20 protein-coding genes are annotated in these 22,033 nt (G+C 72.1%); 12 read left to right on the top strand and 8 right to left on the bottom strand.

Translation table 11 applies throughout. The features are described 5' to 3' along the window. Position 1: 1 nt before the first annotated feature. From AB0E90_RS47315 to AB0E90_RS47290, 6 genes are read right to left on the bottom strand one after another with little or no spacing between them, the layout of a single operon-like run. The gene (locus tag AB0E90_RS47315; protein WP_360419542.1) at positions 2-997 is read right to left on the bottom strand and encodes an NAD-dependent epimerase/dehydratase family protein; all 996 of its coding nucleotides are present in this window, start codon (positions 995-997) and stop codon (positions 2-4) included. Next, entirely contained in the window at positions 997-2,295 is a 1,299-nt protein-coding gene (locus AB0E90_RS47310) for a DegT/DnrJ/EryC1/StrS family aminotransferase (protein WP_360419540.1), read from the bottom strand. Before AB0E90_RS47310 ends, AB0E90_RS47315 begins: the two co-directional genes overlap by 1 nt. Next, on the bottom strand, positions 2,292-4,046 hold the full coding sequence (locus AB0E90_RS47305; RefSeq protein ID WP_360419537.1) for a carbamoyltransferase C-terminal domain-containing protein: 1,755 nt from the start codon (positions 4,044-4,046) through the stop codon (positions 2,292-2,294). The genes AB0E90_RS47310 and AB0E90_RS47305 overlap by 4 nt, the downstream gene beginning before the upstream one ends. Then, on the bottom strand, positions 4,043-5,098 hold the full coding sequence (locus tag AB0E90_RS47300) for a Gfo/Idh/MocA family oxidoreductase (RefSeq protein WP_360419535.1): 1,056 nt from the start codon (positions 5,096-5,098) through the stop codon (positions 4,043-4,045). The genes AB0E90_RS47305 and AB0E90_RS47300 overlap by 4 nt, the downstream gene beginning before the upstream one ends. Beyond that, positions 5,095-6,519 carry a glycosyltransferase family 4 protein gene (locus tag AB0E90_RS47295; protein ID WP_360419532.1) on the bottom strand — a complete coding sequence of 475 codons (1,425 nt, stop codon included), beginning with the start codon at positions 6,517-6,519 and terminating at the stop codon, positions 5,095-5,097. Before AB0E90_RS47295 ends, AB0E90_RS47300 begins: the two co-directional genes overlap by 4 nt. Before the next feature lie 13 nt (positions 6,520-6,532). Further along, positions 6,533-7,321: a hypothetical protein gene (locus AB0E90_RS47290; protein WP_360419530.1), complete on the bottom strand. Its 789-nt coding sequence runs from the start codon at positions 7,319-7,321 to the stop codon at positions 6,533-6,535. 329 nt (positions 7,322-7,650) lie between these two features. Here AB0E90_RS47290 and AB0E90_RS47285 point away from each other — a divergent pair, with 329 nt between their 5' ends. The 7 genes from AB0E90_RS47285 (at position 7,651) to AB0E90_RS47255 (ending at position 14,744) form a co-directional block, all read left to right on the top strand. Beyond that, a complete protein-coding gene (locus AB0E90_RS47285) occupies positions 7,651-8,880 on the top strand; it encodes a 50S ribosomal protein L11 methyltransferase (protein WP_360419528.1) in 1,230 nt (409 codons plus the stop codon). Positions 8,881-8,986: 106 nt separating this feature from the next. Next, the gene (locus AB0E90_RS47280) at positions 8,987-9,766 is read left to right on the top strand and encodes a hypothetical protein (protein WP_360419526.1); all 780 of its coding nucleotides are present in this window, start codon (positions 8,987-8,989) and stop codon (positions 9,764-9,766) included. Positions 9,767-9,779: 13 nt separating this feature from the next. Then, positions 9,780-10,928 carry an acyl-CoA dehydrogenase family protein gene (locus AB0E90_RS47275; RefSeq protein ID WP_360419524.1) on the top strand — a complete coding sequence of 383 codons (1,149 nt, stop codon included), beginning with the start codon at positions 9,780-9,782 and terminating at the stop codon, positions 10,926-10,928. Between the two features lie 25 nt (positions 10,929-10,953). After that, positions 10,954-11,871 (top strand): phytanoyl-CoA dioxygenase family protein, encoded by a 918-nt coding sequence (locus AB0E90_RS47270; protein ID WP_360419522.1) that lies wholly within the window; start codon positions 10,954-10,956, stop codon positions 11,869-11,871. After that, positions 11,868-13,208, top strand: coding sequence for an acyl carrier protein (locus AB0E90_RS47265; RefSeq protein WP_360419520.1), 1,341 nt, complete (start codon positions 11,868-11,870; stop codon positions 13,206-13,208). The genes AB0E90_RS47270 and AB0E90_RS47265 overlap by 4 nt, the downstream gene beginning before the upstream one ends. After that, the gene (locus AB0E90_RS47260; protein WP_360419517.1) at positions 13,201-13,827 is read left to right on the top strand and encodes an LmbU family transcriptional regulator; all 627 of its coding nucleotides are present in this window, start codon (positions 13,201-13,203) and stop codon (positions 13,825-13,827) included. The genes AB0E90_RS47265 and AB0E90_RS47260 overlap by 8 nt, the downstream gene beginning before the upstream one ends. A gap of 278 nt (positions 13,828-14,105) precedes the next feature. Then, positions 14,106-14,744, top strand: a complete 639-nt coding sequence (locus AB0E90_RS47255; RefSeq protein ID WP_360419515.1) for a response regulator transcription factor — start codon at positions 14,106-14,108, stop codon at positions 14,742-14,744. A gap of 134 nt (positions 14,745-14,878) precedes the next feature. Here AB0E90_RS47255 and AB0E90_RS47250 read toward each other — a convergent pair whose 3' ends face one another. Then, positions 14,879-16,129 carry a glycosyltransferase gene (locus tag AB0E90_RS47250; protein WP_360419513.1) on the bottom strand — a complete coding sequence of 417 codons (1,251 nt, stop codon included), beginning with the start codon at positions 16,127-16,129 and terminating at the stop codon, positions 14,879-14,881. Between the two features lie 167 nt (positions 16,130-16,296). Here AB0E90_RS47250 and AB0E90_RS47245 point away from each other — a divergent pair, with 167 nt between their 5' ends. The 4 genes from AB0E90_RS47245 to AB0E90_RS47230 all read left to right on the top strand — a co-directional run bounded on the left by AB0E90_RS47245 (position 16,297) and on the right by AB0E90_RS47230 (position 20,945). Then, positions 16,297-18,069 (top strand): ABC transporter ATP-binding protein, encoded by a 1,773-nt coding sequence (locus AB0E90_RS47245; RefSeq protein ID WP_360419511.1) that lies wholly within the window; start codon positions 16,297-16,299, stop codon positions 18,067-18,069. Beyond that, the gene (locus AB0E90_RS47240; RefSeq protein WP_360419509.1) at positions 18,066-19,853 is read left to right on the top strand and encodes an ABC transporter ATP-binding protein; all 1,788 of its coding nucleotides are present in this window, start codon (positions 18,066-18,068) and stop codon (positions 19,851-19,853) included. The genes AB0E90_RS47245 and AB0E90_RS47240 overlap by 4 nt, the downstream gene beginning before the upstream one ends. Continuing rightward, positions 19,850-20,494 carry an HAD-IB family phosphatase gene (locus AB0E90_RS47235; RefSeq protein WP_360419507.1) on the top strand — a complete coding sequence of 215 codons (645 nt, stop codon included), beginning with the start codon at positions 19,850-19,852 and terminating at the stop codon, positions 20,492-20,494. The genes AB0E90_RS47240 and AB0E90_RS47235 overlap by 4 nt, the downstream gene beginning before the upstream one ends. A 142-nt stretch (positions 20,495-20,636) precedes the next feature. Then, the gene (locus AB0E90_RS47230; RefSeq protein WP_360419506.1) at positions 20,637-20,945 is read left to right on the top strand and encodes a hypothetical protein; all 309 of its coding nucleotides are present in this window, start codon (positions 20,637-20,639) and stop codon (positions 20,943-20,945) included. Here AB0E90_RS47230 and AB0E90_RS47225 read toward each other — a convergent pair. Then, the gene (locus AB0E90_RS47225; RefSeq protein WP_360419504.1) at positions 20,889-21,389 is read right to left on the bottom strand and encodes a hypothetical protein; all 501 of its coding nucleotides are present in this window, start codon (positions 21,387-21,389) and stop codon (positions 20,889-20,891) included. The genes AB0E90_RS47230 and AB0E90_RS47225 overlap by 57 nt on opposite strands. Positions 21,390-21,521: 132 nt before the next feature. Between AB0E90_RS47225 and AB0E90_RS47220 the strand changes: the two genes are divergently transcribed. Beyond that, entirely contained in the window at positions 21,522-21,941 is a 420-nt protein-coding gene (locus AB0E90_RS47220) for a hypothetical protein (protein ID WP_360419502.1), read from the top strand. The last annotated feature ends 92 nt before the right edge of the window (positions 21,942-22,033 follow it).

Below are 22,033 nucleotides of genomic sequence, written 5' to 3'. Positions count from 1 at the left end.
GTCATCCCCCGGTTGCGTGATGGAAGGCGGCGCCGGCCACCGGCGCCGGCGCGGTGGTTCGGTCAGCGAGGCGGGCGATGCCCTCGGAAAGCGGCACGGTGGGGCGCCAGCCGAGCACCCGGGCCGCCGCCGAGACGTCCAGGCACACCCGGCCGACCTCGGCCGGGCGAGGCGGGACAGGGCGTTTCCCGGGCGGCACGCCCGCGGCCGCGCAGACCAGCCCGACGAGCTCGTTGACGCTGGTCTCCACGCCGCTGCCGATGTTCAGCCGGGCCCCGGCGCCGCGGGTACGGGCCCGGGCGAACGCGGCGGCGACGTCGGTGACATGAACGAAGTCGCGTGTCTGGGTGCCGTCACCGCACACGGCCGGCGGCCGCCCGTGCAGCACGTCGCGCACGCAGCAGGAGACGACGTCGCGGCCGAGCTCGCCGTCGAGCCGGGGGCCGTAGACGTTGCCGAGCAGCAGCACGGTCACCGGCACGCCGAGGGTCCTCTCGAGCACGTCGAGGTAGAGGTCGGCAGCCGCCTTGCTGGCCCCGTACGGGCTGACCGGGCGGCGTGGTGCGGTCTCGGCGATGCCGCGCGGGCCGGGCGGTGGCTCGCCGTACACCGTGCCGCCGCTGGAGGCCACGACCACGCTGGTCACCTGGGCCGCGGCCGCCGCCGTCATGACGTTGACGGTGCCGAGCACGTTGACCCGGGCGCCCTCGTACGGCCGCGCGACCGAGTCGGTCACCCGGGCCTGGGCGGCGAGGTGGAACACGACGTCCGGGTGCCAGCGCGCGATCGCCTCGGCACCGTCCGGCCCGGCGACGTCGGCCACGAGCACGTCTCCGGTGCGCAGACCCACCCGGCGGGCCTCGTCGAGGTTGCCACCGGTGCCGCTGGACATGTCGTCGAGGATTCCCACCCGCAGCCCGTCGGCCAGCAGCCGCTGAACCAGATGGCTCCCGACGAAGCCGGCCCCGCCGGTCACCAGGGCCCGGCCCGCGCCCATCAGGCCGCCACCGCGTGGCCGGCAAGCTCGTCGCGTCGTTCGGTCACCTTGTGGAACGCCGCCACGATCTGCTGCAGGTATTCCGTGTTGTCCTCGTAAAGGTTCGGTCCGAGGTAGACGCTGAGGTCCCGGCGGGCGCAGCGCTCCTCCGCCACCGGGCAGGTGCCCTCGGCGTAGGAGATCTCGCGGCGGGCCGCGGACCACGGCAGGCCACCCCCGAAGGACCAGCGGCGCTCCTGGAAGCGCGGGGTCAGGTGCAGCGGCACCCCGACGTAACTCGCCGCAATCGGCACCCCCTCGGCCTTGAGCGCGGCGACGTAGATGGCGCGGTCGAGCCCGTCGAGTTCCTCGTCACGGTAGAACGGGCTGTAGGAGTGGTAGACGTGCACGCCGTCCGGCTGCTCGAACACCGGATCCAGCCCGGGCAGTCCGGTCAGCTCGGCCGAGACTCGGCGCAGCTGCCGGCGGCGGGTGTCGTTCCAGGTATCGAGCATCTCCAGCTGCCGCAGGCAGATCGCGGCGGCGAGCGGGTGGATGCGGTACGTGTAGATGAACGAGTCCAGCAGGCCGCGGACGTTCTCGTCCTCGATCTGCTGGGCGCCGCGCACCGGGTGCTGGGTGGCCAGCAGCAACCGGTCGAACAGGGCCCGGTCGCGGGTGAGCACGAACCCGCCCTCGCCGCCGATGATCTGCTTGCCGCTGCCGATCGAGAAGCATCCGATGTGCCCGATGGTGCCCACCGGCTCGCCGCCGAACTCGGCGCCGGTGGCCTGGGCGCAGTCCTCGATGACGAAGAGACCGTGTTCGCGGGCCACCGCGCCGATGCCGGCCATGTCGGCGGGCTGGCCGTAGATGTGCGGCACCACGATGGCCTTGGTGTGCGGGCTCACCGCGGCCGCGACGGAGGCCGGGTCGAGGGTGTAGGTGCGCGGGTCGATGTCGGCGAAGACGGGCACCGCGCACTGCTGCAGCACGCACGCCACCGACTGTCCCCAGGTGTAGGGCGAGACGATGACCTCGTCGCCGGCGCCGGCGCCGACGGCCATGAGCGCCGCGTGCAGCGCCGCCCCGCCGGAGTTCGTGCTCGCGCAGTAGGCGCCGCCGAACCGGGCGCTGACGGCTGCCTCGAACTCGGCCACGACCCCGCCGGGAAGCACGGAGGTGAGGTTGGCCGGCTCGTCGCGGGAACGGCGCAGGGTCCGCTCCACCTCGGCGATGTCGTCCTCCCGGACGATCGGCCACGGCAGCGGGGCCGCGGTCACGGTGGGCGCGCCGCCGAACAGGGCTAGCTTACTCATCGGTGGTGCTCCGTTTCTGCCGTGTGGGATCCGGGGCCGTCCGGCCTGGTGACCAGGAACGGGCCCAGACGCAGCGCGTCCGCGCCGCTGCGCAGGAAGGTCGCGAGCGCCTCCCGCGGGGTGTTGACGATGGGCTCGCGCTCGTCGTTGAACGAGGTGTTGATGACCGCCGGCACGCCGGTTCGGCGATGGAAGCCGTCGATCATCGCCCAGTACGACGGCTGCAGCTCGCGCTCGACGGTCTGCGGCCGGGCGCTGGCATCGACGTGGACGATGCCCGGCACTCGCTCGTGCCAGGCCGGCGCGACGTGATCGGCAACGATCATGAATGGATTGCTTCCGCCCCTGGCCAACAGCGCGTCGCTGTCCTCCGCCCGGATGCTCGGGGCCAGCGGCCGCCAGTGCGCGCGGCGTTTGACGTCGTTGACCCGGTCACGCAGCCGGGCGGAGGAGGGCGCGGCGACGATGCTGCGCCCGCCCAGCGCGCGCGGGCCGCCTTCCATCGCGCCGTCGAACCAGCACACGACCTCCCCGCGGGCGAGCCGTTCGGCAACTTCATCGGCGACATCGGCGGGCTCGGTGTAGGCGACGCCCGCGGCGTCCAGGGCGGCGGCGCAGGCGGCCGCGCGGTGGTGAGGCCCGAGTGCCACGGAGCGCAGCTGGTGCATCGGCGCGTCCCCGCCCAGTGCCGCGGCGTACTGCGCGGCGCCGATCGGAGCGCCGTTGTCGCCGGCGGCCGGCTGCACGAAGATCGCCTCGACGCCGGGGACACCGGCCAACGCGCCGTTCGCCGAGCAGTTCAGCCCGACCCCGCCGGCCACCACGAGGTGGCGGCTGCCCGTCTCGGCCAGAGCGGCCCGGGCCAGGTGGGTCAGGACCGTCTCGAGGGTCTGCTGGGCGGAGGCGGCGACGTCGAGGTCGAACTGCGGCCAGTCGGCGAGGCGGCTCGGGCCGCCGGCCTCGCGCGGTGGCCGCGGTGAGCCGAGACGGCGGCTCAGCGTCGTCATCCACGCCTTGATGATGGCGAGGTAGTCGGTGCCGGCCGGATCCCACGGGCGCAGGTGGCCGTCGATGGCGATGCGGTAACCGCCGTCGGTCAGCTGGATCTCCGGGAAGGCGAGCCGCGGCGAGCCGTACGGCGCCAGCCCCATCAATTTGCCCTCGCCGAAGCCGCCCATGCCGAGGAACTCGGTGATGCACGCGTAGAACTGCCCGAGCGAGTCGGTGGTGGGGAACTGCCGCAGCAGCGTGATCCGCCCGTCGCGCCCGTGCGCCAGAGTGGTGGAGACCCGGTCGCCCTCGCCGTCGGCGACCAGAACGACCGCATCGTCGAAGCCGGCGCAGTAATAGGCGCTGGCCGCGTGCGCGAGGTGGTGCGAGACCTGCACCAGCGCCGGGGTGCGGGCCGGCGGGCAGCCCGCGCCGCGGACGAAGTCGCGCAGGTTCGCCGGCCACCGGTCGGCGTCGCGGCCCTGGTCGCGGCTCGAGAAGGCGATGTCCTCGCGGTAGCCGGGCGGGGCGATGACGCCGTACTCCTCTTCCACCCAGGGGGTGGCGATCGCGGCGATGTCGCCCCAGTCCAGTCCGCTCGCCTCCAGACACCAGCGCACGGCGCCGAAGGGCTGCTGGGCGACGGCGTGCTTGGTCCGGGTGAACCGCTCCTCCTCGGCGAAGGCGACCAACCGGCCCTCATCGAGCAGGCACGCGGAGGCCTCGTGGTGGCCGATGGCGTTGATTCCGAGGACTCTCATGGCCGGGCCTCCTCGATCTCGTCCAGCCGGACCCAGGAGTGGGTGCCCGCCGCCCGCAGCGCGGCCGTGACGGCGCGCATCGTCTGCAGGTTGTCGGCGACGGTCGGGCCGTCGAATCGGCCGCCGTCGAGCCAGTCCAGGAACTCGTCCAGCGCATACAGGTGATAGCGGCGGGGCATCGGGTCGAGCGCCACCTCGTCCACGGTCAGCTCGCCGCCGGTGTGCCGCTCGACGCGCAGCTGCTCGCCCAGCACGACCAGCGCGCCGTCGGCGCACTCGACGCGGTATTCCTCGCCGGTCCACGAGCGTTGTTCGCCGCCGCACACCGCGTTCGCCTCGTAGGTCACCCGCACGCCGCCGGTGAGCCGGCCGAGCAGGCTCACGCAGCAACCGCCGGCGAAACCGTCGGCGGCCGGCGGGCGCCACTCGTCGCAGGCGATCTCGGTGAACTCCAGGCCGGTCAGGTACCGCACCCGGTCGAGGTGATGCACCGCGGCGTCGGTGAGCAGCGGGCTGGCCATCCGGTGCCGGGCCGGCCCGGACCACGAGGCGAACTCGCGGTAGTCGGCGCGGAAACGCACCGACACGAAGTACGGCTCGCCGAGCTCCCGGTCGGCCAGCATGCGCCGGGCAGTCATCGCCGCCGCGGTGTACCGGTAGTTCTGGATAACGCCGATCTTGGCCGGGCCGCCGTCGGCCGCCGCGATCGCCAGGCAGTCCTCCCACGAGCCGGCCAGCGGCTTCTCGGTCAACACATGCAGGCCGGCGTCGACCGCGCCGACGATCGCCTCCCGGTGGTGCTCGGGCGGAAGCACCACGAACGCGCAGTCGGCCTGGATCCGTCCGTCGCGCACGGCGGCGAGCGCCGCGCCGATCGAGCCGAAGCAGGCCTGCGGCCACAGCCCGCGCTCGCGGCCCTCCTTCTCCAACGGCACGGGATCGGCGTCGACGAGGCCGACGACCTGGCAGCGGTCCGCGGTCTCGGCCAGGAACCAGCTCAGCCAGGTGTGGGCCATGCCGCCGGCCCCGAACATGAGCACGCGATATCTCATCGCCGGCCTCCGATCAGGTGCCCGGCGTGCAGCCACGCAGAGATGTCGTCCGGCCCGGCCAGATCGGCCAGTCCGGAGACCGGCAGCGCGCCGCCGCGGCAGCGCGCGGCCACCTCGACGAGGCGCTGGTCGGCGGCGTACCCGTAGCTGTAGTCGTTGTAGTAGCCGGAGCTCAGCGTCGCGCACCAGGCCGGCACCCGCACCGAATCGGCCTCGGGGGCGAGGTCGAGGGCCGGCAGAGCGGGCTGCGGCCGGGTGCCGCGGATCGCCTCGGCGTAACCGCGTGCCATCTCCGTGAAGCCGTACTCGGCCGCGACGTACTCACGCAGGGCCTCGTACGGGTACAGCTCGGCGCCGGAGAGCGCGGCAAGGATCAGCTCGCCGGTTCGGGCGGCATCACCGTGGTCGACCTTTGCGACCAGGTCCTCGGGCAGCACGCTGCGCTGCGCGCCGACCCGCGAGACGATCGCCGGTGTCCCGCAGAGCTGGGACTCGACCGAGGCGTTGCCGAACGCCTCGACGAACGAGCCCACGCACAGTGTCAGCACGCCGAGGCTGTAGTACTCGTGCATCCGGCCGCTGTCGACCCACGGGTGCAGGTGCACCAGGCCGGGCCGGCCGGCGTCGGCGGCGCGGCGCAGGACGTCGGCGTAGGAGCCGCGGTACTCCCGGGCCCCCGGCGAGTCCAGCTCGGCGTCCATCCACACGGGCACCAGCAGCCGGACCCGGTTCGCCTGCTCGTCGGGCAGCTTGTCCAGCACCGGCAACAGCGCGTCGAGGCTCTCGGTGATGCCTTTGCGCGGATCGGGGCGGTGCGGGTACAGGATCGGCAACGCGTCCGGCGCCAGGCCGAGCTCGCGGCGCAGCGCCGAGGCGTCGACCGGGCGCAGCGCCGTGAGATCGAAGCCGTTGGGCGCGACGCTGATCCGCTCGGCCGGCAGCGGCCGGAACCGATCGAAGGTCTGCTCGACGCAGTCCCGCACGTACCGCGAGCTGAGCACCAGGTGGTCGCGGCGGAACGACAGCGCGCCGGCCAGCGTCGTGGGATAGACGAAGTCCTGGAACGACACGACCGTCGGCACCGCGTCGTAGATGAAGTGGTACAGCAGCTCTCCGTCGTGCACGTAGAACACGTCGTTCCCGGCGGCCGCCTCCGCCAGCGTCTCGACGATCGCCGCGAGCTGGTAGGGAGCGGCCTCGTACGGTTCCGGGTAGGTCTGGCGGAACTGCAGGACGGGATGCACGACGGCCGATGGCGCGAGCGCGAACGCGGCCTCGTTGTCGTCGCGGCGGGTGCAGTAGACGCTCACCTCGTCGCCGCCGTCGGCGAGGTGGCGCACCACGGCTTCGAGGGTGCGCTGCGAGCCACCGTGGACGGCGGCGGGGAACAACGGGCCGAGCGAGAAGACAGCGATACGCATGCCGGCGCCCCCTTCAGCGGCCGAGGTCCGCCGGGGCGGACCCGCCGAGCACGCCGCTGACGCGACTGATCTCGGACCGGAAGCGGTGGTACGCCGGGTGGTCAGGGTACGTGGCGTGCATCGCCACGAGCCCGTCGAGCCGCTCGACCGGCACGGCGTTGGTTGGGCACACGACCCGGTAGCGGGTGTGCTCGAGCAGCCGCAGGCGCCCCCGCGCCGCATAGCGTTGCAGAACCCACGCGACGGCGCCCTGCTCATCGTGGTAGAGCACCTCGTGGTCCTCGACGAAGTGGGACCACCAGCGGTACTCCTCGGCGATCTCCTCGCTCAGGTCGCAGCCCGCGCGCTGGCCGACGAGCCCGGCGTTGATCGGCACGAAGCCGTCGGCGAGACGGGGGCCGTAGTTGCCGTACGGCCAGCGCTCGACGTACTCCTCCTGGGTGACCAGCACGTCGGTGCCGTCGCCGGCGATGAACTCGCGCAGCTCCACGGGGTCGTCCAGCAGGAAGATGTCGGCGTCGACCCGGAACTCGGTGGCGGCAGGGTCGTGGCGGAAGCGCGGCGCCCACTTCAACCAGGTGGCGCGCGGGTCGAGGTATTGCGCGCCCGGCGGGTCCAGCGGGCGGACCTCGGCGTCGACGAGCAGGTCGCGGACCAGCCCGGACGGGTCGTCGGCATAGACGACGTACGCGGCGTCCGGCCCGAAGAAGTGCCGGAACGTGCCGATGCTGTGGCTGAGCATCTCGACGTACTCGGGTGTGGCCTTCCACAGGCCCCACCGGAACACGACCGGCGCGCTCATCGGGCACCGCCGGTGCCCGGCTGCCCCGGCGGGAACAGCCGCGGTGCGTCGTGATGGTCGGGGTCGTCGTTGGCGGCTAGCCGCCGCCGGAAGCAGGCACGGCAGGACTGTCCAGACACAGGGGCTCCCCCGGGTTGCACGGTGACGGACGTCGCGGAATGCGCTGAAGGCGCCGGATTCGATCGAAGGCGCCGATGCAGCGGCACGTTAGGCAGACCGATCGGCGGGTGTCAACGAATGGCGGCCCGGACCGCCGTGAGCTGCGGCCTTCGCACCGGCGTAACATTGCTGGCCGGTCGGTGCGACGGATAGGAGCGAGGGCGAGCTTGGTGACTGGACGGCGCGGTAACAGGCAGGACCGCACGGCGGTCAGGCGCCCGGAGCAGCCCGGACGAGCCGCACAGCCCGGACGAGCCGCTCAGGCCGGACGAGCCGCTCAGGCCGGACGAGCCGCTCAGCCGAGGCGAGCCGCACCGGCCCCGCGGCCGCAACGCCGCCCCGAGCCCCGCGCGCACCAGGTCGAGCTGCTGTTCCTGCCCGGGCTCGAGGCGCTCGTGCGTGACGAGGCGGCTCAGCGGCTGCCCAACCTGCGCCGGCTGGAACCCGTGCCGGGTCGCGACGACTCGCTGGCCGGGCAGCTCACCGGCACGCTGATCGACACCGCGAGCTTGCGCACCGTAGTCGCCGCGTTCTTGGTGCTGTCGTTTCCCGTGCCCAACCCCCGGGGCCTGCTCGGCGGCGAGCACATGCCGGACATCTTGGCCGCCGTGCGATCGGTCGTCGCGTTGAACCGACGCGACCGGCCACGGTCGCTGCGCATCGAGGCGGCCGGCCGCGACTCGCCGGTGCTGCGCAAGTTCGCCGAGCAGGTCGCCGCCGGCACGAGCCTGCGCCACGACCCGGACGACGGCGATTGCGTGGTCCGCGTCCGCCCGACCCCGGGGAGCCAGGGCTGGGACGTTCTGGTGCGGCTGTCGAACCGGCCGCTGTCGGCCCGCCGCTGGCGGGTCGCGGGACACCCGGCCGCCGCCAACGCGACCGTGGCCGCGGCGATCGCCCGGCTCAGCCGCCCCGACCCGGCCCAGCGGGTGGTCAACCTGATGTGCGGCTCCGGCACCCTGCTCATCGAGCGGCTGCTGGTGGCGGGCGCGCGGGCCGCCGTGGGCTTCGACGTGGACCCCGGCGCTGTCGAGGCCGCCGCCGAGAACGTCGCCGCCGCCGGGCTCCGCGACCGGGTCCGGCTCCTGACCGCTGACATCGACGCGGACGACTGGCTGACCGGCGGTCCCTACGACGTGCTGCTCGCCGACCCGCCGTGGGGCGACAAGGCCGGACGGCACGACGAGAGCGAGGCCCTGCACCAACTGCTGCTCGATCGGGCCTACGCCGGGGCCGCACCCGGGGCGCGCCTCGTGGTGCTCACCCATGAGATCCGCATCATGCAGCGCTGCATCGGCCGTTCCCGCGACACGTGGCGGCTCGACGCGGAGATCCGGGTGTTCCACAAGGGACATAACCCGCGGATGTACGTGCTGGACCGGGTCGCCGCCGCGCACTGAGCGAACCGGTGGGGCTACCGCGCCCTCGACAGGCCGCAGCGTTGCTCCTACGGTGTCGCGCAACACCGGGCCTGCTGGTGTCCGAGCCGGAGGGAGCCCGACCGACATGGATGCGGCAGGGGCCGCGGCGGCCCGCTATCACGACACCGGCCTGGTGGTTCTGCGAAACGCGGTCCCGCCGTCCCTGCTGGCCGAGCTGCGCGCCGCGGCGGGCCACGCGGCCGATCTGGCCCGGCGCGCCGCCGGCCCCCAGTGCCAGCGTCTGCCGAACGTCTTCGCCACCGAGGGGCTCACCCCGGACCGCTGGCGTGACCTGCTGGAACTCCCCACGCTGCGGGAACACGTCGAGGCCCTGCTCACTCCGGCCCACCGGCCGTCTCGGGCGATGGCGCTGCTGATCAATCCGACGGTCGAGCCGTGGCTGATGACCTGGCACCGCGACTGGCTGCACAACGCCGAGGCCGTCGACACCGGTGAATGGCTCGACGCGGCCCGGAACACCACGATGTTCAACCAGCTCAATGCCCCGTTGTACGACGACGCGAGCCTGTGGATCCGACCGGGCAGCCATAATCGGCCCAGCCGCCCGGACGAGGAGGCCGCCCGCGCCGCCGCCGGCGGTGGCGGTGGCGAGGTGCACGGCCGGCCGCTTGCCGCGCTGAGCGAGATCTGCCGGGCGATGCCGGGCGGCGAGCCGGTCCGGCTGAGCGCCGGCGACATCGCGCTGTACCGCAACTCGTCCTGGCACGCCGGGCTCTACGACCACCGCGACCGGCGAGCGACCCTGCACACGTGGTTCGACGGCGACGATGACCGGGGCTGGCAACAGCGGCGGCGCAGCGCCGGCAAGGACGCCAAGAATTACGCCAGCCCGGCCCTGAACTGATCGAGGAGCTGCCATGGCCGACCCCGATATCGACGAGCTGACCGGCCCGGCGCTGAGCGCCGCCGAAGCGGCCCGGCTTGCCGAGCTGCGCGAGCTGCTGGCCGGCTGTGACCTGGCCGGCGACGCTCACCCGGCCGACGCGCTGGCGAAGGTCGTCGCGGCCGGCTTCCTGGCCGACTGCGTGCCGGCCGAGCACGGCGGCACCGAGCGCTCCATCACGTTCGCAGCCCGCGCGGTCGAAGAGGTGGCAGTGGCCAGCCCGTCGCTGGCATGGCTGCTCACCATCCAGTACGGCCTGCACTTCCTGCTGCCGACGCTGACCTCGGGCGGCGGTGGTGAGTACTTCGCCGAGATCGCCACCAACGGCGCGCTGCTGGCCGGCTCACACGCGCGCTCCGGACTCGCGGTCACGCGGGACGGCGCCGACCTGGTGGTGACCGGTGTCCTGCGGTATTGCTCCGGGGCTCCGGTCGCCCGCTGGATCACCACCACGGCGGACCTGCCCGAGGGCGGCGGCACGGTCTTCATCCGCGACGACACCCCGGGCATCCGCTGCGAGCCGTCGACCGAGCTGCACGGCATGCGCGGCTCGCTGACCGGCTTCGTGCACCTCGACGGGGTACGAGTCCCGCCGCACCGGGTCCACCCGTTTCTCGACCTGAACGACCCGTCGGTACGCCCGCCGGCGTGCCGGTACTTCGGTGGCTGGCACTCGCTGCTGCTGCAGAACGCCGTGTTCGTGGGGGCCGCGCGCGGTGCCATCGCGGTCGCGACGCCGATCCTGGGCGCTCGCGGCGGCCGGCTCGGCCCGGCCGGCTCGGCCCTGCTGGAGGCCGCGCTCGGCGCGGCCGCGACCGACCTGCTGCAGGCCCGCGCGATCCTCTACTCCCGGGTCGGGCGGCTGGAGGCGGCGGCACTGGCCGGCACCGAACAGCGCAACGCCGCCGACCCGGCTCATACCGCACTGTTGAGCTCGATCGCCGCGCTGGCCTTCTCGGCCGTGTCCCGGCTCGTCGAGCACGGCGGCGGCGCGACATTGCTGACCGCCAACCCGCTCGAGGCCTACTGGCGCGACGTCCAGCTGGCCCGGGTCGCCGAAGGCACCCAGCGCACCTCCGCGACGCACGAGCTGGGGCACGCGCTCGCGGCCCGCGCGCGCTGACGAAATTCCCGAGAGGAGAGCAACGATGGCGGTGGTTTCACCCGACACGAACCCAGAACGGCTGCGCGAACTGTGGAACAACGACGGCTGGTTCGTCATCAGCGGCCTGCTGAACACGTCCCAAATCGCGCAGGCTCGCCACGACCTGCAGCACGAGTACTACCCGGATATGCGGTCGGTCTGGCGGGAGCCGGACCCTGAGCTGCGCCGCGAGCAGTTCGTCGGGATCACCGAGTTCCCGTTCTGGAAAAGCCCGGCGATGTGCCGCACCACGTTCCACGAAGCGATCTACGACGTCGCCGAGCTGCTGCTGGGGAGTTCCCCGACGCTGTACATGGCGCACGCGTGGGCTAAGTACACCGAGGCGGCCGACTACGACCAGCTGCTGCACCGGGACTTCCGCAACCACACGCTGGTCGTGCCCGATCAGTCCCGGCCGCAGTACCGGCAGATGGAGGCAATGCTGTACCTCAGCGACGTCGACCCCGACCTCGGCCCGACCCATCTGGTGCCGCGCCGACACACCACCGAACTGCCGATCAACCCGGAGTTCATGGCACGCGCGGGCAACGAATGGCTGTACGACCTCGAGGAGAGCGCCTACGCGCCGGCCGGTTCGCTCCTGGTGTACTCGCCCGACGTGTTCCACCGAGGCACGGCGCTGACCCGGCCCGGCGGCAGCCGGTTCGTCATCAGCGTCGGCTACCAGCCGCGCGGCCTGTCCTGGGCCGGGTACCACTGCTGGCCGAAGGCGGGCAGCTGGCCGCCCCTCATCGATCTCATCCAGCAGGCCTCCCCCAAGCAGCTGCGCGCGCTGGGCTTCCCGTTGCCGGAGGATCCGTACTGGACGGCGCAGATCCGCGCCCAGGTCGCCGAGCGCTACCCCGGGCTCGACCTGGCTGCCTACCTGGCCCCGGCAGGCGTGGTCGCGGCCGGCCGATGACCGCGGTTGCCCTGGTCGAGCGGCTCTTTCACGACCTGCTCGAGGTCGACGACATCGAGCCCGGCAGCGACTTCTTCGACGCCGGCGGCAACTCCCTGCTGGCCACCCGGCTCGTCGCCGCGCTGCGCCGGGACGGCTGGCCGGTCCTGCTCGACGACGTCCTGTTCGGACGCACGGTGCAGGCGATCGCCGAGGCGGCCGAGCGGGCCTGGCAGGAGAACCAGGTCTCAGCCGCGGGCGGCTCCCGCTCGGCGTCGGAAGCGGCCCGCGAGATCCTGGATCACGTCGAGGCCGAGGTGCTGCACGAGTGCCGGACCGCGCTTGCGCCGGCCCGGGTCGCTCTGACCCGGCCGCTGGCCGAGACGGTGGAGCCCGCACGGCTCGCCGCGGTGCGGTCGGGGTTGTCGGCACTGCTCGGCATCGAGCTGCCGACCGATGTGGTGTCCGGATCGCCGGCCCGGATCGCGGCGTATGCCCGGCCACTGGCCCCGCCGCCGGCGATGCCGGTCCGGCTGGTCGACGGCGCGGACGACGGTGCGCCGGTGACGCTGCTGTTCGGGCCGACGCCGGCGACCGTGTCGGACCTGCGGCGGGCCGTGGCCGGCCGGCGCCCGGCCGCGGCGGCGTACGGGTTCCTGCCGGTGGTCGGCGACGACCCAGCGCTGCCCGGCGCGTCGTTCGAGCCGATGCTGGACGCGACCCTCGAGGCGATCGGCGCCCTGGCCGCGCCACGCCGCTTCCGGATCGTCGGCTACTGCAGCTCGGCCTGGTTCGCCAACGCGGTTGCCGATCGACTCGTCGCGCAGGGCGCGCAGATCACCGATCTGGTGGCGATCAACCCGCCGACGCTTGAGCAGCTGCATCTGCGCGATTTCCGGTATCTGGTGGGAACCAACTTCGGCCTCGACTACGAGCAGGTGCCGCCGGAGGTGGCCGGGCCGTTGCACGTGGTGCACCACCGGTGGCTCGCCGGCGAGGTGGAGACCGCCGCCGCGGCGCTGGAGGCAGTGGCCGCGGTCGAGCCGGCCATGCCGGTGCTGCTGGCCGGCACCGGCGACCCGGATGCCTACGGCGCGACCGAGCGGGCCGTGTTCCTGCGGCAACTGGCGGCGTCGCTGACGTACCAGTTCTCGGTCGGCCTCGAAGCGCGATCGACGGATATCATGACGACCGTGGTCATCAGCAACGACGCGACCTACCTCGACGAGGCCACGACACCGGACATCAGCGCCGCGGTGACGATTCACCGCAGCCCTCACCCGCAGCGCCTGTTGCTGCGCCGGCCCGAGGTGGCCCGGCTGGTCCTGGGCCCGCACGAGGCGGTGGGTGATGTTTGAGGGCGTCCGCCCGCCGGCGCTGCCGCACCCGGCCGCGACCGGTTTGGAGCTGCCCGAGGGTTTTCCGTTCGACGCGTGGCTCAAGGTCGGCCGACAGCTGCGGGTGATCGCCGACGCGACCGCCTGGTGGCTGGGCGACTGGCTCGTCTACGGCGAGGATTCCTACCCCGACCGGTACCGGCAGGCGGCCGAGGAGACCGCGCTGCACTACCAGACGCTGCGGAACTACGCGTGGGTCGCGCGGCGCTATCCGCCGCACCGGCGGCGGGGGCGGCTGAGCTTCCAGCACCACGCGGAGCTGTGCCGGCTGGGCCAGGCCGAGCAGGATCGCTGGCTGGACCGGGCCGAACACTTCGGATGGTCACGCAACGAGCTGCGCCGTCAGCTGCGCGGGCGCCAGTCGGCGGAGGTTTCGCCGCCGGGCCCCACCGAGGAGGTGCGGCCGGGCGGCCGGGACGGGCGGAGGTTGCGCGTCTCCGCGGAGCAGGAGCGGCTCTGGCGCCAGGCGGCCGCGCTCGCCGGCGACGACCTCGACGACTGGATGCGCCAGGTGATCGGCCACGCCGCCGACGCCGCGATGGCGGCAGGACGGGACGACCAGCCGGCGCCGCCGGCCTGATCCATCCGTACGGATGGCATGACGCCCGCCGTGGGAGCGTGCCCAGCTACCCGGCCGGTCAGCGCGCGTCCAGCGAGCCTCATCGATCGGAATTCCCCGTCGCCGCAGGCCGCGGACCGGGTCTATGTCCCTCGAAACCGGTACACCGAACCGAATTAATGCTGCTACAGTCGTCAATGAGTGATCGTACGGGGCGGCCAATTCTTTGTTACATACGGCTGGATGCGGGGCTTCGCCATTTCAATTCGGCGATACCTCTACTCGTCATGGGGGCTAGCGTGATTCGAGTTGAAATACTGGACAGTTCACCGATCTTTCTGGCCGGCCTGATTCGCATCCTCTCGGATGAGGGAATCAAGGTGATGAGCGCCGGCACACAGCCCGACGCCGCACCCTCCTGGCTCGCCGACGCCGTACTCGTCGATCCTGACGCGCTCGTCCAGGACGAGGTGTGTCCGTATATCGCGCAGCGTTCCCAAACGGCAGCAATCCTCATCCTGTGCGCGCAGGATTCGCCCCGCGTCGAGCATTATCTGGCGTGCGGCGCCTCCGGGATCATCAGTAAACAGGTGCCCGGAAGCGTGCTCATCGAGGCAATTCGCACGGTGGCCGCGGCCTCGCGATGGCCGGCCGGTGAACCCGACGCTGCCGCCGAAGCGCGCGGTGGCGCGCCGAGCCCGCCCGCCGCGGACCCCGAGGCGGCGTTGTCCCGGCGCGAGGAACAGGTGCTGCGGCAGATCGCGCAGGGGCTCACGCACAGCCAGATCGCCACCCGGCTCGGGATCAGCCGCCACACCGTCGATACGTACGTCAAGCGAATCCGGGCCAAGCTCGGCGGCGCCGGAAATAAGGCGGAACTGACCCGCGCGGCGCTGCTGGGTCGCTTCCTGGGCGACCGGGGTGGCATTGCCTCCTAGGTCTATTTTCAACTTCGTCAATCCTGCGAACGATCTTCCATTCGCACGGACAGCGGGCGGGCAATTCCGCGACGGTGCACGAATTTCGATGCGCAATTCCAGGCCGGACTCTTAACCAATCCGGGCAACCCGGGTCAGCCGGGCTCGGCCGCCACCAGTGGCCCGCGCACCGCCCGGCCGATCCGCCGGGCCTCAGCGAGGATCAGCGGTCCCCAGCGCGGCCACAGCGGGGCAAGCCGGGACGTGATGAACACCAGGTCGACGGCGTCGTCGGGCAGCACGGTGCGGATACCGACGGCGTGGTGGACCGAGTGGGACAGCGCGGCCGGCAGCTCGCGCAGCCGCTGCCGGTCGAAGTCGATCAGCGCGGCCGGCTCCACGCCGCCGGGCAGTTGGCCACCACAGCCGAGCACGGCGACCCGGGTGCCGGCGGGCAGCTCGCGTAGCGCGGCCAGCTCGCCGGTGACATCGACGGTTCGGCTGGCGGCGGCGGCCCGGCTCAGGCGTGGGTACTCGGTCTCGACGTACCAGTCGTGGTTCTGGCCGAACCACGGCTGCTCGCGCATGAACCAAGCCCACAGCAACTCGACGATCGGCTCCGGATGCTTGTACAGAAAGGTGAGGATGTTGCCGCGGTTGGTGTCGATGTCAGCGGTGGTGGCGCGCGGATGCGGCGTGTCGACCGCCCACGCCTCATAGCCGATCTGGAATTCCAGTCCCCGCCGGAACAGCCGGAACCCCAGTTCCAGGTCCTCGCCTCCCCAGCTACGGAAGTCCTCGTCGAAGCCGCCAGCGGCGTGGAAGTCGGCGGCCGGCACCGAGCAGTTGACCGACCAGAAGAACTGCCATGGCAGCAGGCTGCGGCGCAGGTCGAATCCGTAGACGAGGTAGGCGGGATGGCGCATGTCCCACAGCGCCGGGGAGCCGTCATAGCTGCGCACGATCTCCTCGGGCGTCATGGTGGCAGCGGCGACGTCCAGGCCAGGCGTCGGGTTGTCGACCCGGTAGCCGTACGTGTAGCCAACGACGGCGCGGGCCGGTCCGGAGCGGCCGCGGTGCGCGCCGAGGTGTGCGTCGAGGAAGTCCGGCCCGGCCAGCACGCCGGTGTCGGCGAAGACGAGTACGGGGGCGGTGGCCAGGCGCGCGCCTGCGTTGCGCGCGGCGCCAGCGCGGAAGCCCAGGTCATTCTGGAAGTGGTATTCCATCCGTAGCACCCCTGCGAAATCCCGCACGACATCGCGCGTGTGGTCGCCGGAGCCGTCATCCGCCACGATCACCTCGAACCGCTCGGCCGGCATCCGCTGGGCGGCCAGCGCCGTCAGCGTGCGGCGCAGCAGCTCCGCGCGGTTGTAGGTGGGGATGACAACCGAGACGTCCGGCGGCATACGTCCTCCAGGTGGGTGCCGCGATCATCGCAGCGGCCCGCCGGGGGCGGCATGTCCCGCAAATACGCGATTCCCAGCCGGTGGCCAGCGCCGGTAGCAAGAAGCGATCCGACGAGCGCATGCGGGAGGGCAGTTTGTTGCCGAGGTACGTCCGAGACTCGGCCGAGGTGGCGGCTCAACGGTGGTGCCTGCTGCGGCTCCTGCCGCAGGCGGGTCTGCTGCCCGGCAGCGTGCTCGTGCTGCTGCAGTGTGTGCTGGCGGCCATGGTGAGCACCCGTGCCGTCGCGGTGAGTGCGCTGATCGCGGTGCTGAGCCGCCACCACGAGGATCGTGAACTCGTCGTGGCCGCCGTCGTGGTGGGCGGGCTGCTGCTGGTCGACCAGGGTGCATGGCTGGGCGTGACAGTGGTTCGCCCGGTCGTTGTCAGCCGCATCGACGGGGCGGTCCGGGCCACGGTCCGGACGCTGGCCGCCGGCTTGCCGACGCTGGACCGGCTCGAGGACGCCCACTTCCAGGACCGGGCGTCCCAGGCCGTCGACGCCGGGACCGGTGTCGCCCGCAACCGCTCACCGGGCAGCGCGGTGAGCGGCCAGATCGAGCTGACGTTCCGGCTGCTCAGTGCGCTTGCGGCCGGGTGCGTGCTGGCGACGTTCGCGCCGGTCCTGGCAGTCGCGCTGTTCGGCGTCGCGATCGCCGTACGGGCGATCGTGCAGCGGCAGTGGATGGCGGTCATCGACGTGCTCGACGCGGACACGCTCGGGCAGCGCGAGCAGTACTACGTCTCGGAGCAGGCGGTCTACGGTGCGGCGAAGGACGTGCGGATGTACGGCCTGGCCGCCTTCCTCGGCGGCCGGTTCGCCGCAATCAGCATGCGCGTCTACGGGCCGGTGTGGCGGGCCATGGCCCGCAACTGGCGCCGGCAGCGGCTGGCGGTGACGCTCACCGTGCTGTCGGCCGCCGTGGCCATGGCGATCCCGGCCCGCGCGGTGCTGGCCGGCGAGCTGGAGCCGGCCCGGCTCGTCATGTACGTCATCGCCGCCTGGGGCATTCTCGAGATCGCCACCATGGGTTTCGAGGCCTATGACATCGAGTACGGGCTGCGCGGCATCCGGGCCGCTGACGAGCTCACCGCCGGGCACCGTCCCGCCTCCGCGGCGCCGACGGCCACGGACCCTGCGCCGCGGACCCCGGAGATCCGTTTCGAGAACGTGTTCTTCACGTACCCCGGTGCGACCCGGCCGGCCCTCAACGGACTGAGCCTGACCATGCGTCCGGGTGAGACGGTTGCCGTCGTCGGCGAGAACGGCGCCGGCAAGACCACGTTCGTGAAGCTGCTCGCCGGGCTCTACCGCCCCGACTCCGGGCGCATCACCATCGACGGCGCCCCGCTCGCCGACCTCGATCCCGGTACCTGGCGGCGCGAGCTCGCCGTGCTGTTCCAGGACTTCGTGCGCTACCCGGCCACCCTGCGCGACAACGTCGGCATCGGCGCCGGTCCGAGCGACGACGCCGACATCCTGGCCGCGCTGGAGCGGGCCGGCGCCGCCGATCTCCCGGCCGGTCTCGACACCCTGCTGTGGCGCGAGGGCACCGGCGGCATCGACCTGTCCGGCGGCCAGTGGCAGCGGGTCGCCCTGGCCCGCGTGCTGCGCGCCGCCGCGTCCGGCCGGCGGATCCTGGTGCTCGACGAACCCACCGCCCACCTCGACGTACGGGCCGAGGCCGACTTTCACGATCGGGTGGTGGCGAGCGTGCGCGACGCCACGAAGGTGCTGATCTCCCACCGGCTGTCCACGGTGCGCCCGGCCGAGCGCATCGTGCTGCTGCGGGACGGCCGGGTCGCGGAGGACGGGTCGCACGACGAGCTGATGACCCTCGGCGGCGACTACGCGCGGTTCTTCACGGTCCAGGCGGCGGCGTTCGCGCAGGAGGCCCGATGATGCCGTTACTGCGGCTGCTGGCCTACGTGGTCCGGCTGACGGTGCGCACCGACCGGCGGGCCGCGGCGCTGTTGTGCGCGCTGACCCTGGCCCAGAGCGTGGTCGTCGCGGCGACCGCCCTGAGCCAGCGTTATCTCATCGACGCCAGCGGCAGCGGACACGCCGCCGGTGTGGCCGGCTCGATCGCCGTCGCCGCGGTGGCGCTCGGGGTCTCCAACACGGCGGCGCGGCAGCAGACGGCGATAACTCTCTACCTGGTCGGGCGGGTCCAGACCAGGCTCAACGGCGAGATCCAGTGCCGCGTCGCCGAAATCCCCACGGTCACGCACGTCGAACACGGCCCTTACATCGACCGCTGGGGCCGCCTGTTCGGCAACAGCCGGGCGATCGCGGCGCTGCCGTGGTCGGCCCTCGACGCGGCCTGCACCACCATCGGCCTCGCCACCACCGTCATATTGCTCGTGGCGATCAGTCCTCTTCTGAGCCTGTTGGTCGCGCTGGCGATGCCGCTGCTGCTGGCCCACCGGCGCGCCGACGTCCTGCTGCGCCGGGCCCGCGACGCCACCACCGAGCTGGTCCGGCAGGAGCAGCGCCTGCACGACCTGTGCATCCAGCCGGAACCGGCGAAGGAGGTCATTCTCAGCGGCAGCGGCCCGGAGGTGAGCCGGCGAGCGGGTGAGCTGTGGGCCGCCGCGGCCCGGCGGGAGACCCGCGCCCGGCTCCACGCCCTGATCTACCAGGTGCTCGGGTGGCTGGCATACGCGGCCGGGATGACCGCGACGATCATCATCGTCGGCAGGCTGGTCAGCGAGGACCGGACCACCCTCGGCGCCGCGGTCATGGTCGTCACGCTGGCCACCCAGCTTCAGGCCCAGTTCCGCACCATGCTGGAGAGCTTCAGTACGGTGGCCGAGGCCGGCCAGGTGATCGAGCACTACTGGTGGCTGCGCCATTACCACGACGACGCGGTGCGCCCGGGCGACGCGCCGCCCGCCGACCTGGGCGACGGAATCAGCCTGGAGGGCGTCGGATTCCGGTACCCGGCGGCCGACGACGACGTTCTGCACGACGTCACCCTGCGGTTCCCGGCCGGCAGCACGGTCGCCGTCGTCGGCCCGAACGGCGCCGGCAAGTCCACGCTGATCAAGCTGCTCACCGGCGTCTACGAGCCCACGGCCGGCCGGATCATGGTGGCCGGACGCCCGCTCACCGACCTGGATCGTGGCCGCTGGCAGGCCGCCTGTTCGGGCCTGCACCAGGACTTCGCCCGGCTGCGGCTACGGGCCGGCGAGACAGTGGGGGTCGGCGACGTAACTCACGTACGCGATCGGGCCGTCATCCAGGCCGCGCTGGACCGGGCCGACGCCCGCACGATCGTGGAAGGCATGCCGCAGGGGCTCGACAGCCGGCTCGGCGCGGATTTCGGCGGCGTGGAGCCCTCCCTCGGCGAATGGCAGCGGCTGGGACTGGCGCGATCGCTGATGCGCACCGCCGCCGGCCGCCCGGCTCCGGCGTGCGTAGTCCTCGATGAGCCGACCGCGGCCCTGGACCCGCTCGCCGAGCACGACCTGTTTCGTCATTTCCTGGCCCAGGCCCGGGCGGCCAGCGGGAACGGTGCGGTCACTGTCCTCGTCTCGCACCGCTTCACCACCGTGCGTCTGGCCGATGTCATCGTCGTGCTCGATGACGGCCGGGTCGCCGAACTCGGCCCCCACGACGAGCTCATGGCGGCCTGCGGACGCTACGCCGAGCTGTACCGGCTGCAGGAGCGGGTGTATCGGTGACGGTGCTGCATGTGTTCGACATGGACGGTACGTTGCTGGCCGGCTCGACGGCGTCGGTGCAGATTGCCGCGGCCCTCGGGTCCGAGGCGGACCTCGTCGAGCTGGAGCGGCGTTTCGCCGGCGGAGAGCTGGACACGCGCGGGTTCGCGGCGGCGATCTGCACGCTGTGGCGGGATCTGGCACCCGAGCTCGTGGCGGCCGCGTTCGCCGGCAGTCCCTGGCTGGCCGGCATCGACGACGTGTGCGCGGACATCCGCCGGCGCGGCGAACGCTCGGCGGTCATCACGATGTCGCCGAACTTCTTCGCCGTGCGCCTGCTGGAGCGCGGCTTCGACGAGGTCGTCGCGTCGCGATTCCCGCCGTTGCCGTTGACCGCGGCCGCCGACCCGGCCGGCATCCTCACGCCCGCGGACAAGGTGCGGATCGTCGACGAGCTGTGCGCGCGGCACCGGATCCAGCGTCGGCACTGCGTGGCCTACGGCGACTCGATGTCCGACGCGCCGTTGTTCCGGCATCTGAGCGCGACCGTCGCCGTCAACGCCGACGAGCACTTGACCTACCTGGCCGCCGCCGGCTACCGCGGCCACGATCTGACCGCGGCGTACGCCCTGGGCCGCGCGCTTCTGCCCGTCGCGGAATAGTTCCTCCGGACGAGTTACGCCACCGGTGGATCACCCCGGCCGGCTTGACCTGACGAATTCGAGACGGACGGCGATCCGGACCGGTAGACCGCGTCACCGCCGACGACGGTCACGGGCGGGAAGCCACCAGCATGTACCGGTCGTGGCGGACACCGTGCTGGCCTGGACGGCGTTCCAGGCGAGCGTGCACGCGGTCGGGCTCGACGTGATGAGCGAGGATCGGCTGGCCTGTGACCGGGAGTACGTGGTGCTCCCGGCCGACCGGTTCCCGCACATCCGCAGCGTGGCCGAACACCTCAGCGAGGTCGACCGCGAGGACCAGTTCGAGCTGACCCTGCAGCTGGTCCTGGACGCGGCCGAAGCCCGCGGCGCCCGCGGCGGCAATCCTTCGGGGTCAGCGCGTGGGTCCGGTCCCGGCGATGGCCGCGAGGGCGGTGAGGTAACGGTCTGAAACGGAGACCTTGGTGATTCGGCGAAGCTTGTAGCCGAGCGGCCGCTTGTGCCAGGTGGCGTTCGGACGGACTTCGCGCAGCCACAGCCACCTTTTGGTGATCTCGTGGACGACACCAATCCACATCATCGACGAGTGGAACCGTCTTTCCTGCTCGATGGCGACCAGTGGCGAGATCGCGCTCATGCCCCGGAGCAGACCCGCGGTCGTGTCCAGGTCGAGGTCCGCCGGGGCGGTGGGCGGCCACTCGGGCTGAGTCCGCGCGAAGCGCTCCGCGAACGAGGAGTCCTTCTTGACCTTCACCACATCCTCGACGCGGATGGCGACCAAGCCCTCGAAGAAGCCTCCGTCACCGGTGTGCGCGATCAAGGCCCACCGGGCGCCGACAGCGACGACGATGCCGTCGACTCGGTCGGCGTTACGCGGAGACCGAGTGATTCGCACGAGAGCTCGGGACCCGGCTGCACGCCGGAGCCGGTCAGCCTTGCTCACCCCCGACGACGTCACGCTTCGGATCCTCGCACAGCGACCCCCATCTCCCCATCGAAATAGATCTGGTCTCGTATCCTCAGCTCCGTGGAAGAGACCGCGGTAAGCCAGCTGCTGCACCAGCGGGGTTGGCGCACAGCGTTCACGGTCGCGGACAGGGTCAACTCCTGGGCGCGGATGGTGACCGCCATCGAGAACGGCTACCGCGACGATGTTGACGAATACTCAAACGATCTCTATTGCCGCAACTGGCTCCATGAGGCCTGGCTGCTTCTCGACGACCACTCGCTTGCCCGCTGGAACGGCCAGGTCAGAAGGTTGGACGGCAGGTTCCGGGCGGCAACCATCGACGATGACGGCTACGTGCTGTCGCAGTTTCACGGCGGCGGCCATCCCGAAATGTGGTGGTGGCGGCGCTACCCGCGAATCCTGACGGGTGCGCTCGGCGAAGCGCTGCACGCCGCCGGTGCGGACTGCCAAGTTTCATCGCCGCCAACCGGCGGCTAGTGTCCTGAGTCTTTAATTCGCCGTCAGTGGGTACGGTGGTGCGTATGCCTTCTCCGGTAGCAGTGCCCATCGTGCTCACCGACGACGAGCGA

Origin of the sequence: Actinoplanes sp. NPDC026619 (assembly GCF_040638295.1) — a bacterium.
GTDB lineage: Bacteria > Actinomycetota > Actinomycetes > Mycobacteriales > Micromonosporaceae > Actinoplanes.
The sequence above is the reverse complement of the archived record's forward strand: the minus strand, read 5'-3'. Positions and strand labels throughout refer to the sequence as shown.

Bases quoted from the DNA above. Each gene is read 5' to 3' on its own strand.
- AB0E90_RS47265 (WP_360419520.1), top strand. From the start codon at position 11,868: ATGACCGCGGTTGCCCTGGTCGAGCGGCTCTTTCACGACCTGCTCGAG.
- AB0E90_RS47275 (WP_360419524.1), top strand. From the start codon at position 9,780: ATGGCCGACCCCGATATCGACGAGCTGACCGGCCCGGCGCTGAGCGCC.
- AB0E90_RS47310 (WP_360419540.1), bottom strand. From the start codon at position 2,295: ATGAGTAAGCTAGCCCTGTTCGGCGGCGCGCCCACCGTGACCGCGGCC.
- AB0E90_RS47280 (WP_360419526.1), top strand. From the start codon at position 8,987: ATGGATGCGGCAGGGGCCGCGGCGGCCCGCTATCACGACACCGGCCTG.
- AB0E90_RS47240 (WP_360419509.1), top strand. From the start codon at position 18,066: ATGATGCCGTTACTGCGGCTGCTGGCCTACGTGGTCCGGCTGACGGTG.
- AB0E90_RS47250 (WP_360419513.1), bottom strand. From the start codon at position 16,129: ATGCCGCCGGACGTCTCGGTTGTCATCCCCACCTACAACCGCGCGGAG.
- AB0E90_RS47305 (WP_360419537.1), bottom strand. From the start codon at position 4,046: ATGAGAGTCCTCGGAATCAACGCCATCGGCCACCACGAGGCCTCCGCG.
- AB0E90_RS47315 (WP_360419542.1), bottom strand. From the start codon at position 997: ATGGGCGCGGGCCGGGCCCTGGTGACCGGCGGGGCCGGCTTCGTCGGG.
- AB0E90_RS47295 (WP_360419532.1), bottom strand. From the start codon at position 6,519: ATGCGTATCGCTGTCTTCTCGCTCGGCCCGTTGTTCCCCGCCGCCGTC.
- AB0E90_RS47260 (WP_360419517.1), top strand. From the start codon at position 13,201: ATGTTTGAGGGCGTCCGCCCGCCGGCGCTGCCGCACCCGGCCGCGACC.
- AB0E90_RS47300 (WP_360419535.1), bottom strand. From the start codon at position 5,098: ATGAGATATCGCGTGCTCATGTTCGGGGCCGGCGGCATGGCCCACACC.
- AB0E90_RS47270 (WP_360419522.1), top strand. From the start codon at position 10,954: ATGGCGGTGGTTTCACCCGACACGAACCCAGAACGGCTGCGCGAACTG.
- AB0E90_RS47290 (WP_360419530.1), bottom strand. From the start codon at position 7,321: ATGAGCGCGCCGGTCGTGTTCCGGTGGGGCCTGTGGAAGGCCACACCC.